This window comes from Proteiniclasticum ruminis (assembly GCF_900115135.1).
In the GTDB taxonomy this organism is placed as follows: domain Bacteria; phylum Bacillota; class Clostridia; order Clostridiales; family Clostridiaceae; genus Proteiniclasticum; species Proteiniclasticum ruminis_A.
Map to the genome: position 1 here is coordinate 1 of NZ_FOVK01000012.1, position 17,644 is coordinate 17,644.

A 17,644-nucleotide genomic window follows, 5' to 3' on the forward strand; every position below is an offset into this window, starting at 1 on the left:
ACCAAAGGCTTCAGGGGTTCTAGGCCCATTAAATTCTAAAAAAATGAGATTTGACTTGCACTGACTTTCACTTCTTTTTTTGTTGGTTTTCCTACCAAAAACTTAATCTCACCATACTGTTTTTCTGTTATCTGCATACATCTAACAGATCCTTTTGATGGGAGATTTTTTTCTAATCGCCCTAAATGCTTATTTACACTTTCTTGACCGTTACAGATTCTCGAATACACTGAGAATTGAACCATATCATAACCATCTTTAAGAAGAAACTTCCGAAACTGAGTATATCCCTTTCTATCTTCCTTCTTTACAACAGGTAAATCAAAGAATACTATTAATCTCATAAATCTCCTCATCTGATCACTCATAGTCATGTACCTGTAGTTCAATAATTTTAGGGAGAATCAGGTCCGTATAATTTCCAGTTAAGCAGACCTTCTGGTATGTTTCTACTACGCGATCGATTGCGTTAAGCACAGAAATCTTCATTGACTCCATCTCAATTTGATAGTTTAGTAGATTTACAAGATGCCCTCTTAACTCCTTACTTAATTCTTCGTCCTTACTTCCATACAAATGAGTATAAACGAACAAATCTACCAAAGGTCTAAATACCTCTATGATGTCATCTGCAAGATTAAATGCATTCAGCTCACTATAATGTCCAACACCAATGGTTGGTAATAGACCATATGAAACTAATGACCTTGAAATTGCCCCTCGAAGTATGGCATATCCATAATTAAGTCCAGCATTTTGTAAAGTATCCTCTCTTCTTGACATATCAGGAAACAAAACCCTAAAGTATTCTCTTGCAGCAATACCCTCTCTTCTAGATTTATCACCTGATTGTACTTTGTTCGAATATAGCATCAAAGTTTTCGCCTCATTAAACCCAATTATCTCTAAGACACGACCCTGGTTCCAGATTTTTCTTTCGATTATCTTCTGCCAGACCCGATTCTTTGTTGGTTTGGACATACTACACTGTGCACTTATAATTTTTGTAATTCTAGAATGTTGAATGAAAGGTAAAAAAACACCTTGTGGCAAATGCTTTTCATCACATATAAAAACCAGAACATTTCTCTCCGCAAGCTTACTGAGTGTGTAAGTAGTAATCATCGATTGGAGACTTTCCAACACGATAACGCTGATATCTTCTACTGGTATTTTAATAGAATCATATGATGAAATACAAAGCTGATCTTTCTCAATTGAAAGCTGAACCTTGCTTGAAATGACGAGGCTTCTCCAACTCACGCCTTTGCTCCTTTTTTATTTGACTAATATTTCCCAATACATCAACAGACCACTTTTGAATCTCTTTGCAAGTCATAATTGATTTACGATACTTTTCAGATCTCGCATCATTCTCAATAGTGACACTCGCTACCGAACTATCAATCATTATATAATACCCAAAAATCTCTTCTCCGTTTTTGAATTGCAACTTAATAAGATCGTTTTTGTAAAGAGAGAACAAAAATTCGTAGGTATCATCGAGCTCTTTCCATTCGCTAAAAGGTCTTCCTGGATTTATCACTTTATTTGGTAGCGCTCCGTTCACTATGTGGTGAACATATACAGGAATTGCATAATGTTTTCCTTGTTTTTTGAAAATATCTACACGAATCATCTTTCCGTTATCTGCGACTCCAGTTCCATCATTAATAGGAACTCCTGCACTATAAGTTTCTCCAATCTTAATAGACTTTATTTCTGGTCCATTCGAACCATCCTTTTTCAGTTTATAAAGAGGTTCTTTAAAAGCTTCTTGCGGTTTATTATTATGCTGTAAAAGTCTCTCTTTAATTAGATTGTATGTTAGGCGATCCGTTTCTTTTCCAATCATCTTTTCAAGTTTTTCTAAGGTAATGTTACTTAAAACTTCTTTAGATGTTTTAATATTCTTATCGAGATATTTTGCCCCTCTAATCGTCTCCATATGCGCATGGCCTGTTATTTTTCTAAAAGGCATCCTAGAAACAAAAATCGGTTTTATCAGTTCAATCTCTTCAGGGTCGTAATTATAGAATTTTTTATGTTTCAACCCATACTGAGGATTCTCGGAAAGTCTAATCTCCACTTCTTGTCTAAAATCTACCCATGGCTCATTTAGCTTCGTATTGTTAATTTTCATATAGAGCTCTTCAACAATTTCTCCAGTCTCCGGATCTACATACTCTCGTTCAATTTTTCTCTTATAGAACTCTCTTCTTTTTGACGCACGTTCAATCTCCTGAACCATCCCGTCATTCATCACCCCAACGAGAACCGCATCCAATGCATGATGAAGATCATTACTTCGGTCTTTTGCTTCAAAACCCCATCGGTGACGAAGATAAGCTGTCATTTGCCCTTTATAGGTGAATACTCTTTTCTTTTGGGGTCCTTCAGCAAACAGAAGATTGTCTTCTAAATAGTTCTTCAAGTATCTTGAAATATAACGTGTATCATTGAGTGCTCTGTCTTTCATCTCTATACCCTGGTCTCGTTTCAATTGCATACGTAACAATTTTTGCTTTTTATCTCTAGGTAGTTTTGCCGCATTAACCCAAGCTTCAAATCGATGCCAACGGTCATTATCGTGGCCAAAGTACTCATAGGGTGTTCTGTTCAGTTTGTCACGATTCTCATCTGTTAGAACAAGAACTTTGTTGAAATATGAATTATCAAACGTTCTCGAATACGGAAGAATATGATCAATTTCTGTATACCCTGATTCAGTAAGACGATAGGGATCAATAGTTTTTAATGAATAGGCACATTTCCCGTCCTGTTCTTTCAAAAGTCTCCATTTTAAGATATCACTAGATTTCGGAACTTGGTGATAAAGCTCCTGAAAATGATTCGCAGCTCTTTCCTTCTCAGCCAAATTTTCCTTCTGTTTCTTTTCGATTTCCTTTCTGTCAGTAAATGATTTACTTAAATCTCTTGCAAGCTCGATATGGATTCTATATGGTGATCCATATATTCGTATAATACTATTTATAACTTTTCTGCATTGTGAAAGAGCTCTAAAAACAACTGGATTCTTTATCTCCTCTATTTCTAAAACCGGAAGAACTATATGCTTCTCTTTCGTGTTTCTGACACTATGATGATATCCAGCTTTAGACGCAGCCTCATCGTAACGAAAGCCTTCCATTAAATATGGTATCATCTTATTCATCGCTTTCAAGGATAGATTTTTTGTTCTTGAGAAGGAGAGTTTAAGAACACACTCAACAATCTCGGGATGAATATCTATCTCAGGCCGTATTACGTTTTTTCCATAGTTCTCTATGCCAAAAAAGTAGTTCCTTATATCTTCATCACTTTTTCTGAATGTGAGCGCATAAGCAATAGTATCAATCGACAATGGATTTTCCAATAGCTTTAACCAAGTCACTTCTCCAAGATCCTTCACAATGGTATCTCTCAACTTATGGTAATGCTTCAGCTCAATAAACGGGCTCTTCTCTATCTCTTCCCTAGATAGGAGCTCTCCTGCTTTATTCTTAGAGTTATAGTCCAAAAAGTTGAAGATATCTCCTTCTTCTAACTGAAGCACATTTCTTAAAGATGAGAATGTAACCTTTTTCTTTTTAAGTGCTTCGTCTTTAATCAACCGAATTTCTTCTCTATTGAGCTTTCGTTCGCCTTCCTGATTCTGTATAACGATACTGTTCGCTTTAGTTAGCACCATAAATATTTCAGATGTATACGCTGCTGATGGAGCACGTAACTCTGTTTTTTCGAATGTACATTTTCCAGTTAAATCTTCAATTGCACCAGGTTTTGCAAAGCTGCGTTGTGATGAGAATATTTCTGTAAATTCTCTTTCAAACTCCTCTGTGAGCTTATCATTTCCAAATTCACGTTGTTTCTCAAATATCTTAGTTATTTCATCAATAAGATTAGAGCGGAGTAAAGTGTTTTTATATTCTCCTCTCTTATTTCTTTTTATTTCAAGTTCGTTTAGAAGCTGACCCGGCGTAATTTCTCTTTCCTCAATAATTTTACGGTTCTGATCAATACTAGATAATAGGACCCCCATATCTTTCTCTTGCAGCTCACTCTTTCTATTCGACTTAAACCCACGTCTTTTTGATATGTGGAGAAGAATTCGCGCTAAATCCGCATCTGATATTCTTTCAAATAAAGCTTTATTTCTTAGTTCATATGGATCATAATTTACCAAGTTCATAAATAAGTTCTCTAAACTCACTTCATCTAGCAACCTATACTTCAGATAAAGCCTTCTAATTCGTTCAAGTCTGTGCTTCCTTCTCCGTAGTCGCCTTCTGGTGGATCTAGCCAATCTTCTAGGTACAGCTAACGATGAGCCATCTTTAGGATTTTCCGCAGCATCAAATATCCTGACGCCTAGATTCTCTATTCTTTTCTTCTCGTTATTTATAACAGCCCAACCTATAGAAGTAACTCCAATATCAAGACCTATCGTATATTTCATTTTTTACCCCCAATGTATAATATTAAGAATATAATACATGATATGTAAATTTTTGGGAAGTAAATTACAGAAATAGTTATAATTTTCAAAGAATTTACAAATTCCCCCGATAAAAAAGGATACCCCAGATTATAAATAATCTGGGGATACCTCACAGCATAAAGCTTTATTATAACAACATTAAAACCTTCGCTATGCTTTGATGTTGTTATATTTATTCTATCAATAACCTCGAATATAGTCAAGCTATTTATAGATATTTCTACTTATTTATTTTTCGCTCCTTAATTGTCATAGTAACTTCCACCCCTGACATACAAAAAGTAGAAGTACTATGGCAAATGCAGAGATGAAAATAATTCAGATAAAAGATAGTGTGAAGAAGAGGAACTCTCTTGGTAAGCTGAATCTGTTAGGAACTATATATAACTTGTCTAAGATGATAAGATATGAATCTCCGAGGGAAGAGTAGATCTCATCCTACATGCAGTTCTCATGATCTACACATTGTGAAATACATTCTATCCCCTTTCAAACTCTGGTGTTATCGTAGAGAGTTTTATCCAACAGTAGTCTACGTTCCAATAAATGAATGGTCTAAAAAAAGGTGCCTGGAGAATTGTAATGTCTCTAGGCACCTTCTTATTCTAGTTCTATCCGTTTATAGTTCCAGCAGAGAGATCACTTCTCCTCCAACTACATCCCCCGTTTCTTGAAACCCAAAGGAATTGTAGAGCTTTTTTGCAACTTCATTTTCAGGTTCATAAGAAAGCCAGCAGTACTTCGCTTTTCCGCAAGGAAAGGTTCTTAAATAAGCAAGGCAGGCTTCCATGGCTTTTTTCCCATAGCCTTTTCCTTGATGATTTTCATCGATCATAAACCTCCACAGACCATAGCTTCCCTTGATATATTCAGGATCCCCTTCCTCAAATCCATCGAATCCAAACATCACAAAGCCCACCAGTTCTTCTCCCTCATAAAGGCCAAAAGGAAGGGCAACGCCACCAGAAGTGATGGTGGTATACGCCTGCAGTATACTTTGCGTGTTGGTTGCAACGAATTTTCTCTGGTCTTCTCCCACACTAAGCTTCACAATCTGCCAAAGATTGCTGTCATGCACTTTTCTAAGGTCCATAGAATCACCTGCTTTTATTTTTTTGCTTTTATCATACCATAGGATGGAAAGATCCTCTTCACATCTTCAAAATTTATGATATAGTTAATATGTACAATTCAATAGTTCTTATCAGGAGTTGCGGTAGAGGATTAGCTCTACGACCGCATACCAACCTGCTTTTTTTATAAGTAAGGTGGTTCAGCTAATATCGATGAGGAGATGCATAGCTCCTTAAGAAGGGCTTTTTTTATTGCCTGAAATTCCTGCATAGAATAAAAATTATGAGGAGTGATCAATATGTACAACAGCACAAAAAGAGTCCCAGGAGGCAGCAGCTACGCGGATGCTGTTTTCCGAACCACTGCAGACGCCAAGTCTTATGCACAAAAGATGTTCCACCGGGTGATTGAGAGAAAGAGCTTTAACCCTCATGAAATCCAATTCTTTGCCACAGAAGATTTCTTTATGCTGGCCTATCAAAAAATACCATTTATCGTGGAGGACTTCAGTTTTGTGGAACTGAAAAGAAGTGAAGGTGTCCACGCTTTTGAAGAGTGGCTTTCAAAGACCATCTTTAAAGTCATCAGAGAGAAATAATCTCCATTTTTGAAAAGAGGTCAACTAAACTTCTACTGAAGAACAGATTTGTTACGATTGCAGATCTGTTCTTTTCTTATACAAGAATTCTCCTCGCAGGTTGATATGGCTTATTCTATCATTAGTTTCTATTTTTAATCTTCATTTTTCTCGCTTTATTTGTTCTAATAAGCTGGATAATTTCAACGAAACACACTCAAAAGAATGTTATATGAATCAACTGTATTAGAACACCATTGTTGACACATTAATAACAATGTCATATACTCAGCCTAATTTAAAAGATTGCTTCAGGGAGAAATTTTAAGATGAAATATAAATACAATCAGAGCATTTACGGACTGCAAGAAGATGAACTATCTGCCTTTCTTGGATTATTCACATCAAAAATAACCGGTTGTGGTTACCGCTGCCTTGAAAAGAAAGATCTTCTTCATCAGCTCCCTGTCCCTCAAAACCGTTTGATACTGATTTTAGATGGATCTGCTTCTATGGAAATCTGCGGACAAACTATTTTTCTTGAAAAAGGGGATTTACTGTTCACGAAAGCCTACTGTATTCTCAGTGCCTCTGTGGGACAGGAAGGCTGTAAGTTTGGGTACATCTATTTTCACTTGGACCCATTACATCTGCAAGAAAGCTTCTTTCAAAAACTTGGTATTCAGAAGGACAGCATGTTATGGCGCTCTGTCCAGACTCGGCTGATCTTTTTATTTGAAAGGATTCTAGAAGAATCCTCATCAAAAAAACCTGGATATCTATCCCTTATGGAAAATCTCTTCCACGCCATGGCTGTAGAAGTCTATCGCTCACAAATATCCATACAGAAGACCGATTCACATCACAACTGCTGCGACAGTGTTCAATCAGAATATCTAGGAAGAGCTTCCTCAATCATACAAGAAAATATCCAGAAGAATCTCTCAGTGGAAATCGTGGCCGCTAAGATAGGTATAACGGAAAACTACCTGTACAAAATTTTCAAGTCTATTTTAAAATGCTCTCCAAAAGAATATATTCTATCAGCAAGACTCGATTACGCCAGTAAAATGCTCCTAATGACAGAATACAGCATTAAAGATATTGCATTTCATATGGAGTTCTCTTCACCGAATCACTTCTCAGCTGCATTTAAAAAGCACTATGGACTCTCTCCAAAGGAGTTCCGAAAGCACACGCAGGTTCATAAAGTAAATGAGATTGAAAAAATTTAAACTCAGGATAAGATAACTCAGAGTATTTTCACCTTTTCTATATATTCATTCATGATTACTGTATTTTTAAAGAGCTCAATATTGTTATACTCAAATCGTCAATATTTTAACGATTTGGAGGTTGTCATGAAAAAAATACTATCCTTCGTCATGATTGCAATGCTCGCCATCGGTGCAGCAGGTTGTGCAAAGAAGACTGAAAAAGATCCTGAGGTTCCAGTTTCTCCCAATGAAGAAGAACAGGAACAGACTGCTTATGATGCGGAGCTCTCTGCTGATGTGATTGTCGTGGGTGCTGGTGCTGCTGGGCTTTCCGCTGCTATTAGAGCTGCTGAATATGGCGCTGAAAAAGTCATCATCGTGGATAAGATGCCCATGACTGGAGGCTCTCTTAATACTACCAGTGGAACAATTTCAGGTGCTGAAACCATCATTCAGGAACTGGATGGACTCACCGAAGACTCCCTTGAGTCCTATAAAGAAGATATCATAGCCGAAGGGTCCAAGCTGAACGGAAAGCCAAATGAAGAGCTCATTGATCTTTACGTCAGCGGTGCTCAGAAAATGGTGAACTGGATGTGGGAACAAGGTCTTTCCGATAATGAGTTCACCACAGATAAAGAAGGACATAAATCCGTTTTTGCTCCTGAACATACGCTATACTCCTATCCAAGATCCTACAAAATGAAGCCCCATACTGATCAGTACAAATCTGCAGTCCACGAACTCCTGGATGAAATGGTAAAGAAAAACCCAAACATTGAACTGCTTCTCAACACCGAAGTGACCGCCCTTCTCCCCAACGAGAAAGGACAGGTGCTTAGTGCACTTGCTTCCAGTGAAGGTAAGACACTAAAGCTTACAGGAACTAAGGGAATCATCATGGCAACGGGTGGGTATTCAGGGAATCCAAAGCTGATGGCGGAATTTAATGAATACGGCTCCGTAATCATCACTGGCGGACTTCCCAGCGCAGATGGTCAGGGATTACGCCTGATGCAGACCGTTGGCGGTGCCTTGGATGTGGATTCCATGGGATGGATTCCTACTTATCCGATGGGACTTGAAAGCCTTCAAATTCCTGGAACTGGGCGAATCGCCACCACCAAAACACAATTTGCCGGCGGTATCCTTGTGAATACTAAAGGTAAGAGATTCGTAAATGAAACAGACCAAGACAATGTCGCAAGAGAAGTGGCTCTGGAAAAACAGCCTGGAGGTGTGCAATATGAAATCTATACTGACAAAATCGCGGCAGATATCATCGCTGCAGGCCAAGGCGGTATGCTGCAATATTTATTCATGACAGACGCATTCAAACCTTATGTAGCCAGTGCATCCAGCTTGGAAGAACTTGCCGAAAAACTGGATCTTCCAAAGGATGAGTTCCTCCAGACTGTATCAAAGTACAATGAGTCTGTAGAAGAGAAATCTACAGATGAATTCGGCCGTGATTTTTCTGAGCCCAAAGCTCCCTTCAATGTGGCCATTAACAAAATAGAAGGAGAGACCTTCTATGCTGTCCGAATCAGACCTCTGGCCATCATTACTCTAGGCGGAATCAAGACCAACAACAAAATGCAAGTTCTGGATGAAAATGGCACGGAAATCCCCGGTTTATATGCAGCAGGAGAAACTGTGGGTGGAATCTGGGGAAGATACATTTCTTCCGGTACCGGTGTCATGGGACCTGTAGTGTATGGCGATATCGCCGCAGAACAGATCATGTCCACCACTCTTTCGGAAGGGTATACCATAAAGGAAGCAAGCAATATTCTTTCCGAGGATATATTCAAGAAAGAAACTGCTGAAATAACCCCTTCCGATTTCACCATGGCAGGTGCTAAAGATGGTACCTATGAGGCAGAAGTCGATGGACAGGAAGGAAAAATGACGGTGCAGATTACCATCAACACAGAAAAAATAACGGCTGTTGAAGTACTCAGCCACCATGAGACTGCAACTATTGCAGCTCCAGCTCTGGACACTCTGCCAGATCTGATTGTCAAGGAAAACTCCATTGACTTGGATACGGTCTCTGGTGCTACTCTAACTTCAAAACGCCTCTTAGAAGCTGTTAAAATCGCAGTGGATAATGCCAAGAAGTAGGATCTCTATTTATGGATTCCTTCTAAAAAGTGATTGACTACACCCTGTCACTTCATATACTAAAGTACGCCCCATTACTTCGACTTACTGAAGTAATGGGGCGTATTATCTTAATGTGTTAAGTTATTTTTTACTATTTTCCCATTAGAAATCAATCTAGATACATATGCATCGGATAAGTCAGATACTCCACAGAATCCAGTTTCTCCATGGTGACGAACCCTGGTTTTGCCATAAGCAGGGACGGTATCCGATTGACGATGGTGGCGCAGGTGTGCTCCACTGTGGCTGGTTTTTTCACAAAAAAAGTGGTATCAGGCTCACCTGTAATCTTCCAGTCACACATATCCCCATCTTCCGGTCCATATACTTTACCAATGCACTGGGTCTCTATGACAGGTCCCTGGAATGTTTCTGTAGTAACCACGGCGCTCATACCGATGCAATGTCCTTTAGGAATGATCTTCCCCAAGGTTTCAGAGTAAAGGTCCTCATCGTAAAAATAGGGGACGCACTTCTGGATCTGGGACTTGATGGTCCAGCCCATTTTGGAGCAGAGCGCTTCATTGGAATTCCAAACATAAGATGGTTCAAGGGTCTCCGGATGAGCAATCTGTGCTTCAAATTCTTCTGGCGTATATCCAGCACCATGTGCCTCAGCTAATGCAAGTCCATAATCTTCTACATTATAGCTTACAGCGCCCTCAATCTTCTTAATCGAATGAACTCCGCCAGCCACAAGACCTACCATATTGATCCAGAAAATATCCTGCATGCCGGAACCCGTGATGGTGCAGTGGTTATCCTTAGCCAGCTTATCCAGCTTGTTTGTAAACTCAGAAGCGGTATTCCAAGGGTATATGGCTTCCTCACAGGTGGTGATGACATTTATGCCTCTTTTCAGACACGCTTCGAAGTGAGGATACACATCCCCCATGAAACTGAACAAAGTAAGAACTGCCACATCAGCATCACAGGAATCAAGAACTTTTTCTGCATCACTCTGAATCGTTACGCCAAGTTTCACGCCAAGACCTGCATAGTCTCCCACATCCATGCCCACAATCTCTGGATTCACATCAATGGCTCCCACAATTTCCGCGCCTTTCTCATAGAGATAACGTAATGTGTACTTCGCCATCTTCCCACAGCCATACTGTACCACTCTAATTTTTTCCCTGACCATAAAGACACCTCTTTCAAATTCATTAGAAATTTCTTTCTTGTCTTTATCGTAGAGGTTATACCAAGTATAAGGTCAAGAAGAATTGTGAAAAAATTATCTTATTTTTATAGGAATTTGAAGCTTTAGGTACATAGACCTCTCTTCCCTTTCAATCATTGGTACTTCAGCAATGACCTCACATAGGTAATCCCCTGTGATGGTATAGCTCTTAGCTTTAATTTCCTCTAAAAGCCTTGTGATATACCCCTTCTCTTTGTTAAAATCATCGCAATAAATACATAGATAATTAGATGGAGCTATGGTGGTGGTGCTGGCGCTTTCGCTGAACTCCTCGTCTACAAATACAAAAACTTCTGTGGAAAGCAGTCTGCTACTTAACAAGTTATCCTTACGTAAAATGGATCCCGCATTACAGAAATAAATCTGGGGTAGATTCTCAGATATCAAACTGTCTTTTAGTTCTCTAAGCATCTTCTCGTAAACACTAAGATCATACTCATAAAAGTTGATGCCCGTGTCAATGGCATAGATTTTTCTTTTGGGCAAATACTCCAACACAATGGTTCCATCAGGCGGTGCATTCTCGTAGCGGTCAAAACTCTCTAAAGTGCGTTCGATGGCTCGCTTCTGACAAGAAAGCTCTTTCATCTGAAAATCAATCTGAGCCTGTCTTTTCTGAAGGATGTTTGCCAAATGTGCGATATCATAATCCTCCAACTGTTCTTTGATGTCTTTCAGTGTCATCCCTAAGGATTTCATGTACTGGATCATATCTAGCCTGGCACTCTGGCGGATATCATAAAGACGATATCCACTGTCTTCTTCTCTTTGGCAGGGTTTTAGAAGTCCCATCCGGTCATAAAGACGAAGGGTCTGCTCCGATATATGATTCAGTTTTGCCATCTGTCCTATGGTGAACTTATTCATCTTGCTGCTCTCCTTCCCAAACCATACATTATACCAACTATAAGGTTATCTTTATGATACCCTCATCACTCTATTTTGTCAAAATAATAACAATCTCTGCTAAGTAAACTTTGTTTCTTCGAGAGCGTGCCTTAGATGCGCTGCTGCGTTAAAAAAAGAGACAGGCTTCCAAAGAAACCCATCTCTATTATCCTAGTGAACGTTACCTGCAGTATGCTGGTAGCTTTCTTATTTAGCCCCAAGTGCAGCCATGGTGATGTAATTGTAAGGCTTATTGAAATGAGGGAGGAAGAAAATATCCGTCAGAGCCAGCTTGTCAATGGTGACTCTTTCCTGAATGGCCAAGGAGAATAGGTGGATCCCCATGGAAATATCATAGGTGGAGGCCATCTGAGCCCCAAGAATCACTCGGGTCTTCTTATCATAAACAATTCTAATCTTCACTTTAGGATTGTTTTCTTCAATGAACTCCGGTTTCTGCAGATCATCATAATCTGTGGCAGCTGCTTCAAATCCGCAGACATTGGCTTTTGCCAGCGTCATACCAGTAGACAGCATCTTCAGATCATAGATGCAGATTCCATTGGATCCCTGTACTCCAGCAGATTCCAGTGTTCCCCCACCAGCATTATGAGCAGCCACTATGGCAGTTCGAACCGCATTGGAAGCCAGTGCAATGTAGTTGGTATCCTGAATGCTGTTGTCAAAGACAGTAGCGCAGTCACCAATGGCATAGACATCCTTCATGCTGGTCTCCTGATGCTTATCCACCACAAACGCACCATTTCTGAACAGCTCCAGCTTTCCGTTTCCAAGAGCGGTATTGGGTCTGAATCCAATGGACAGCACGACCATATCAGCTTTATGGACTCCCTTGTCTGTAACCACTTCTCGTACCTTCTGATCTCCTCGAATCTCCAGCACTCTTTCACCAAAAGCCAGATGAATGCCATGATTCTTCAGGTTCTCTCTCATGAGATTGGTGAAAGGTTCATCATAATACACAGGCAGGCAGGTGTCTGCAATATCGATGAGAGTGACCTTCTTTCCTTTTCTTTCAAAGGCTTCGGCCAGCTCCACGCCAATATAACCTGCACCCACCACGACCACATTCTCAATCTCTTCTGTCTTCAGCTTCCTGATTACCTCATCCGCGTGCTGATACAGCTTCACTTTCTGCACATTCTCCAGATCTATGCCAGGAATATTGGGGATGATTGGCGTAGATCCAGTGGCAAGTATTACCTTATCATAGGATTCTTCCACCTTGGTGCCATCCTTGAGCGTTGCGTAAACAACTTTACGATCAAAATCAATATTTTCTACAGGAGCTTCCATATGGACCACCGCTCCTTGAGCTTCCAATTTTTCCTTGTCGGAATAAAAGAGCCCTTCTGCTCCGGCAATCTGCTCACCAATCCATAAGGCCATGCCACAGCCTAAGAAACTGATGTTTGAGTTCGCATCAAAAATTGTGACTTTGGCGTCCTTATAATTTGCCATCAGCGTATTGGCTGCTGCAGTTCCTGCATGATTCGCACCCACAATGACAATTTTGTTCATGATAAAATCTCCTCTCACTTGGTGAAATATTTATTAATAATTATAATTATGGTTATAGTCTAAACTTAAATTCAAACTAACTTAATAACCATTACAATCCAACCTCATTATAGCACTGGTTAAAAAAATAGCAATGAACAAACTGTGAATTGTCCTCCTCTTCCAGCACACCAACCCCTAGATTCATTTTCTCTATTTCATTGCACATCAATCTTTTTCACGATTATACGAGGTCAATTTTTCCGTATTCACTTATTCTGTAAGCATAGAAAAATGACCCAAACCGCTCTGATTTTCCAGCTGTTTGCGTCATTTTACCGTAAACTTGTTTATGTTTTTGTCAATCTTTTGTACTAACTCCCTATCCTACTGCTGTCCATCTCTGCAGTTCCTCTTCCGTTGCCAGAACCTGATGGGTTCCTCCCACATTCTGCAGAACTCCCTTGGCGTAGTCAATGCCACTGGAAGCATAGTCATAGGTCATGGATTTTCTCTCCCGTTCCGTCACAGGATTTGGATGAGGAATGGCTGAGAGCAGAGATTTTGTATAAGGATGAATGGGATTTTCAAAGATTTCCTCCGTGGTTCCTGTTTCCACCAGATGTCCAAAATGAAGGACTCCGATCCGATCAGAGATGTACCGCACCATGGAGAGATCATGAGCAATGAAAAGATAAGCAATGTTGGTCTTTTCCTGAATCTCCTTCATAAGATTGACCACCTGAGCCTGGATGGACACATCCAAGGCACTGATGGCCTCATCGGCAATGATGAGATCCGGATTCATCACTAAGGCTCTTGCAATACCGATACGCTGACGCTGTCCTCCAGAAAACTGATGAGGATACCGGCTGGCATGCTCATGAGAAAGGCCTACCAGGTCCAGAATATCATATACCTTCTTCTTTCTTTCCTCTGGATCCATCTTCGGATGATGGATATCCAGGCCAAGAGCAATGAGATCCAGTACTTTCTTTCTGGGATTTAAGGATGCCATGGGATCCTGGAAGATCATCTGCATCTTCATCCGAAGATTTTTCTCTGTCTTCTTGTCCATCTTTCCGGAAATGTCTTCTTCTTTAAACAGGATGCTTCCACCCGTAGGGTCATAGAGCCTAATGATGGATCGTCCAATGGTGGACTTGCCGCTGCCGGATTCTCCCACAAGGCCGTAGGTCTCTCCTGGATAAATCTCGAAAGAAACGCCATCCACAGCCTTGACACTGAACTTTCTGGAGACTTTGAAGTGCTGCTTCAGATTTCTCACTTCTAGAAGTGGCTTTCTATTTTCCATGCATCTTCATCTCCTTCCTCATCCCTTCGATTCTTTCTTTCAGCTGCTTTGGCATCTCCACCTTCGGTGCGTCCTCATGGAGAAGCCAGGTGCTGGCAAAATGGGTGTCTGATATTTTAAACATGGGGGGCTCTATGCGGTAATCAATGTTCAGCGCATAAAGATTTCTTGGGGCAAAAGGATCTCCCACCACCTGATGGAGAAGATTCGGTGGGCTTCCAGGAATGGCATACAGCGCTCCTTCTGTCTTTTCCAGGCTTGGAATTGCCGATAGAAGTCCCCAGGTATACGGATGTCTTGGATCAAAGAAGATTTCTTCTGTGGTTCCTTTTTCAATGAACTTCCCCGCATACATGACAGCCACATAGTCCGCCACCTTTGCCACAACTCCCAGGTCATGGGTGATGTAGATGACAGAGATGTTCATCTTCTTCTGGATCTCTTTGATGAGTTCCAAGATCTTTGCTTGAATGGTCACATCCAGCGCCGTGGTGGGTTCATCGCAGATGAGCACTTCCGGATCGCAGGACAGGGCAATGGCGATGACCACCCTTTGACGCATGCCACCAGAGAGCTGATGGGGATAATTCTTCATTCTTTTCTCAGGCTCTGGTATGCCTACCAGGTCCAGAAGCTCTATGGCCCGTTTCCTGGCTTCAGCCTTGGACTTCTTATGATGGTAGATCATTCCTTCCATGACTTGCGCTCCAATGGACATGGTGGGATTTAAGGAAGTCATGGGGTCTTGGAAGACCATGGCAATGCGCTTCCCGTTGATTCTTTTTCTCATCTCATTTCGGGAGAGTTTCAGAAGATCCTCATGAACCACCTCTTCTCCTCGATGATAGGTGAAATGAATAGAGCCGCTGTTCACGGTCTCATTGCCCGATAATATGCCCATGATGGCTTTCACGGTAACGGACTTGCCGCTGCCGGACTCTCCTACAATGGCCACGGTATCCCCTTTATATAAAGTAAAATCCACACCGCGGATGGCCTTCACTTCTCCTGCAGAAGTCTTAAAGGAGATGGATAGATCTTTCATCTCCAAAACAGTTTCCTTTTCCACAGTGTTCACCTACCTTTCTTTCATTTTTGGATCAAATGCATCCCGGAGTCCATCGGCCAGAAGGTTGAAACTCAGCATGATCACGCCAAGGACAATCACCGGAAACACAATCATATAGGGATGTGTGGTGAAGGACTTGAAAGCATCGCTGATGAGAGAACCCAAAGAAGCATTTGGTGCCGGAACACCCAGGCCCACAAAAGCTAGAAATGCTTCTGTGAAAATGGCATTGGGCACTGAAAACATGGACATGATGATGAGCTGTCCGAAGATATTAGGGAGAATCTCTTTGAAGATGATGAAGAAGTCCTTGGCTCCAAGGGTCTTGGAAGCGAGGATGAATTCCTGCTCCTTCAGCTTCAGCACCTGGGCTCTGGCCACCCGGCTCATGCCAATCCATCCCGTAAGGGCTAATGCTAGAGTAATGGTGAATAGCCCCGGTTTCATCACGATGATCAGCAGTGTCACGAGAACCAGCGTGGGGATACCATTCAGCACTTCTGAGAATCTTTGCATGGCCATGTCCACTTTCCCGCCAAAGTACCCGGAAATGAGCCCGTAGCTCATACCAAAAAGCATGTCCACCAGCACGGCCACCAGAGCAATATAGAGAGAAATTCTCGTTCCTGTCCAGGTTCTTGTGAAGATGTCTCTGCCAAGGACGTCGGTGCCGAACCAGTAATAGGTGTTTTCAAGACCTGTTTCCTTTTCAGGATTCACATACTTGTTCACTTCCACAACACCTGTGGAGGTACTCATCTTTTCAGATCCGTCGAAAATACCGATGTTCAGGCTTTCAATGGCACGGATTCTTGGTGCCAGATTCTGATGCTGAATGATCTGGGAATCATAGGTATGTTCATTCATGCCAGGTCCCACCACCGCCATGAGGATGATGAGGAAAATAAAGAAGAGACCAATCACTGCTCCTTTATTTTTTACAAATCGAGACAGAATATCCCTCCAGTAGGATTCCTTTGCATAGGCTTCATCCACGAAGTCACTCTGGTCTTCTCGCACCAGCTCGAAGTCGTCGGGTTTAAATAACGTATCCTGATTATTCATGGAGATCCTCCTTTGCAAGTCTGATTCTTGGATCAATGATGCCATATAAAATGTCCACCACCAGCATGATACTGATGAACATGACACTATAGACAAAAGCCAAGGCAATGATCACATTATAATCATTGGACTGGATGGCCGTGACCATGAGAGATCCGATCCCTGGAATGGAAAAAAGCTTCTCGATGACAAGGCTTCCTGTCATGAGGCTCACCACCAGTGGCGCCAGTACCGTGATGATGGGAATGAGGGCATTTCTCAGCGCATGGACAAAAATCAGACGGTTTCGATGCATGCCCTTGCTTTCTGCCAGCAGCATGTACTCTGAGCCCAGCACCTCCAGCATTTCCGTCCTTGTAAACCTCGCCACTGTGGCGATGGTGAACATGCTAAGGGCCACAGTGGGCAGCACTGTAGAGTGAAAGGGTGCCTCCAGCTCATAAAGAAGCGGAAACCACTTCAGTTTGAATCCCATGGAATATATCAGCGCCATGGCAAATACATAGGAGGGCAGACTGACTCCAAGGACTGAAATCACGGTGGTCAAAGTGTCAAAAATGGTATTGTGCTTTACTGCAGCAATAAGTCCCAGTACGATGCCCACAGCTGTACCGATGAGCACTGCTTGTCCTCCGATCCGAAGAGATAGAGGTAGCCTTGACTGCAGCAGCTGGGTGATGGGTGTATTTTTAGAAATATTGTAGGACACTCCAAAATCTCCGGAAAGCATGGCTTTCAGGTAATTAAAGAACCTGAGAAATACAGGCTTATCCAGACCGTATTTGGCATTGATGATGGCTCTTTGGGCATCTGTCAGTTTTTCATCGTTAAAAGGAGAACCGGGCATCAGTTCCAGCATGATGAAGAGGATGAACAGAATGACCAGAAGAGTCAGTGCTGCGATGCCGATTCTTTTCAATATATACTTTTTCATAAGCGCTACTCCTCACAGAAATTTGGCTGAAAAACAGAAGAGAGACGCTGTACACTTGATCCGTTCTAAACAGCGTCACACTCTTCTATTTCATTATGGTTTTTTCTTTA

At 41.3% G+C, this 17,644-nt stretch carries 14 protein-coding genes; 3 read left to right on the forward strand and 11 right to left on the reverse strand.

The genetic code is table 11. The annotated features are described in order from the left end of the window. Nucleotides 1-35: 35 nt before the first annotated feature. The 4 genes from cas2 to BM243_RS12535 form a co-directional block, all read right to left on the reverse strand. The gene (gene cas2, locus BM243_RS12520; protein ID WP_207646202.1) at nucleotides 36-344 is read right to left on the reverse strand and encodes a CRISPR-associated endonuclease Cas2; all 309 of its coding nucleotides are present in this window, start codon (nucleotides 342-344) and stop codon (nucleotides 36-38) included. A 16-nt stretch (nucleotides 345-360) separates the two neighbouring features. Beyond that, the gene (gene cas1, locus BM243_RS12525) at nucleotides 361-1,263 is read right to left on the reverse strand and encodes a type II CRISPR-associated endonuclease Cas1 (RefSeq protein ID WP_074912689.1); all 903 of its coding nucleotides are present in this window, start codon (nucleotides 1,261-1,263) and stop codon (nucleotides 361-363) included. Then, a complete protein-coding gene (gene cas9, locus BM243_RS12530; RefSeq protein WP_074912690.1) occupies nucleotides 1,214-4,459 on the reverse strand; it encodes a type II CRISPR RNA-guided endonuclease Cas9 in 3,246 nt (1,081 codons plus the stop codon). Before cas9 ends, cas1 begins: the two co-directional genes overlap by 50 nt. A 661-nt stretch (nucleotides 4,460-5,120) precedes the next feature. Next, nucleotides 5,121-5,594, reverse strand: coding sequence for a GNAT family N-acetyltransferase (locus tag BM243_RS12535; protein ID WP_074912691.1), 474 nt, complete (start codon nucleotides 5,592-5,594; stop codon nucleotides 5,121-5,123). 279 nt (nucleotides 5,595-5,873) lie between these two features. Here BM243_RS12535 and BM243_RS12540 point away from each other — a divergent pair, with 279 nt between their 5' ends. The 3 genes from BM243_RS12540 (at nucleotide 5,874) to BM243_RS12550 (ending at nucleotide 9,496) form a co-directional block, all read left to right on the forward strand. Further along, nucleotides 5,874-6,173 carry a hypothetical protein gene (locus tag BM243_RS12540; RefSeq protein ID WP_074912692.1) on the forward strand — a complete coding sequence of 100 codons (300 nt, stop codon included), beginning with the start codon at nucleotides 5,874-5,876 and terminating at the stop codon, nucleotides 6,171-6,173. Between the two features lie 308 nt (nucleotides 6,174-6,481). Next, on the forward strand, nucleotides 6,482-7,387 hold the full coding sequence (locus BM243_RS12545; protein WP_074912693.1) for a helix-turn-helix transcriptional regulator: 906 nt from the start codon (nucleotides 6,482-6,484) through the stop codon (nucleotides 7,385-7,387). Nucleotides 7,388-7,513: 126 nt separating this feature from the next. Further along, nucleotides 7,514-9,496, forward strand: a complete 1,983-nt coding sequence (locus BM243_RS12550) for an FAD-dependent oxidoreductase (protein WP_074912694.1) — start codon at nucleotides 7,514-7,516, stop codon at nucleotides 9,494-9,496. A 151-nt stretch (nucleotides 9,497-9,647) separates the two neighbouring features. On the opposite strand, the gene BM243_RS12555 is transcribed toward BM243_RS12550, so the two are convergent. From BM243_RS12555 to BM243_RS12585, 7 genes are all read right to left on the reverse strand, one after another. Continuing rightward, complete coding sequence (locus tag BM243_RS12555; RefSeq protein ID WP_074912695.1) at nucleotides 9,648-10,682, reverse strand: NAD(P)H-dependent amine dehydrogenase family protein; 1,035 nt, start codon at nucleotides 10,680-10,682, stop codon at nucleotides 9,648-9,650. Between the two features lie 93 nt (nucleotides 10,683-10,775). After that, nucleotides 10,776-11,609 carry a MerR family transcriptional regulator gene (locus tag BM243_RS12560; RefSeq protein ID WP_074912696.1) on the reverse strand — a complete coding sequence of 278 codons (834 nt, stop codon included), beginning with the start codon at nucleotides 11,607-11,609 and terminating at the stop codon, nucleotides 10,776-10,778. 228 nt (nucleotides 11,610-11,837) lie between these two features. Beyond that, complete coding sequence (nox, locus tag BM243_RS12565) at nucleotides 11,838-13,172, reverse strand: H2O-forming NADH oxidase (RefSeq protein ID WP_074912697.1); 1,335 nt, start codon at nucleotides 13,170-13,172, stop codon at nucleotides 11,838-11,840. Nucleotides 13,173-13,533: 361 nt separating this feature from the next. Further along, the gene (locus tag BM243_RS12570; protein WP_074912698.1) at nucleotides 13,534-14,466 is read right to left on the reverse strand and encodes an ABC transporter ATP-binding protein; all 933 of its coding nucleotides are present in this window, start codon (nucleotides 14,464-14,466) and stop codon (nucleotides 13,534-13,536) included. Further along, on the reverse strand, nucleotides 14,456-15,544 hold the full coding sequence (locus BM243_RS12575) for an ABC transporter ATP-binding protein (RefSeq protein WP_278335460.1): 1,089 nt from the start codon (nucleotides 15,542-15,544) through the stop codon (nucleotides 14,456-14,458). Before BM243_RS12575 ends, BM243_RS12570 begins: the two co-directional genes overlap by 11 nt. After that, nucleotides 15,545-16,600 carry an oligopeptide ABC transporter permease gene (gene opp3C / locus BM243_RS12580; RefSeq protein ID WP_074912699.1) on the reverse strand — a complete coding sequence of 352 codons (1,056 nt, stop codon included), beginning with the start codon at nucleotides 16,598-16,600 and terminating at the stop codon, nucleotides 15,545-15,547. Continuing rightward, nucleotides 16,593-17,534: an ABC transporter permease gene (locus BM243_RS12585; RefSeq protein ID WP_074912700.1), complete on the reverse strand. Its 942-nt coding sequence runs from the start codon at nucleotides 17,532-17,534 to the stop codon at nucleotides 16,593-16,595. Before BM243_RS12585 ends, opp3C begins: the two co-directional genes overlap by 8 nt. Between the last annotated feature and the right edge of the window lie 110 nt (nucleotides 17,535-17,644).

Bases quoted from the DNA above. Each gene is read 5' to 3' on its own strand.
- BM243_RS12540 (WP_074912692.1), top strand. From the start codon at position 5,874: ATGTACAACAGCACAAAAAGAGTCCCAGGAGGCAGCAGCTACGCGGAT.
- BM243_RS12535 (WP_074912691.1), bottom strand. From the start codon at position 5,594: ATGGACCTTAGAAAAGTGCATGACAGCAATCTTTGGCAGATTGTGAAG.
- BM243_RS12545 (WP_074912693.1), top strand. From the start codon at position 6,482: ATGAAATATAAATACAATCAGAGCATTTACGGACTGCAAGAAGATGAA.
- BM243_RS12585 (WP_074912700.1), bottom strand. From the start codon at position 17,534: ATGAAAAAGTATATATTGAAAAGAATCGGCATCGCAGCACTGACTCTT.
- cas9 (WP_074912690.1), bottom strand. From the start codon at position 4,459: ATGAAATATACGATAGGTCTTGATATTGGAGTTACTTCTATAGGTTGG.
- BM243_RS12550 (WP_074912694.1), top strand. From the start codon at position 7,514: ATGAAAAAAATACTATCCTTCGTCATGATTGCAATGCTCGCCATCGGT.
- BM243_RS12555 (WP_074912695.1), bottom strand. From the start codon at position 10,682: ATGGTCAGGGAAAAAATTAGAGTGGTACAGTATGGCTGTGGGAAGATG.
- BM243_RS12570 (WP_074912698.1), bottom strand. From the start codon at position 14,466: ATGGAAAATAGAAAGCCACTTCTAGAAGTGAGAAATCTGAAGCAGCAC.
- nox (WP_074912697.1), bottom strand. From the start codon at position 13,172: ATGAACAAAATTGTCATTGTGGGTGCGAATCATGCAGGAACTGCAGCA.
- cas2 (WP_207646202.1), bottom strand. From the start codon at position 344: ATGAGATTAATAGTATTCTTTGATTTACCTGTTGTAAAGAAGGAAGAT.
- BM243_RS12560 (WP_074912696.1), bottom strand. From the start codon at position 11,609: ATGAATAAGTTCACCATAGGACAGATGGCAAAACTGAATCATATATCG.
- opp3C (WP_074912699.1), bottom strand. From the start codon at position 16,600: ATGAATAATCAGGATACGTTATTTAAACCCGACGACTTCGAGCTGGTG.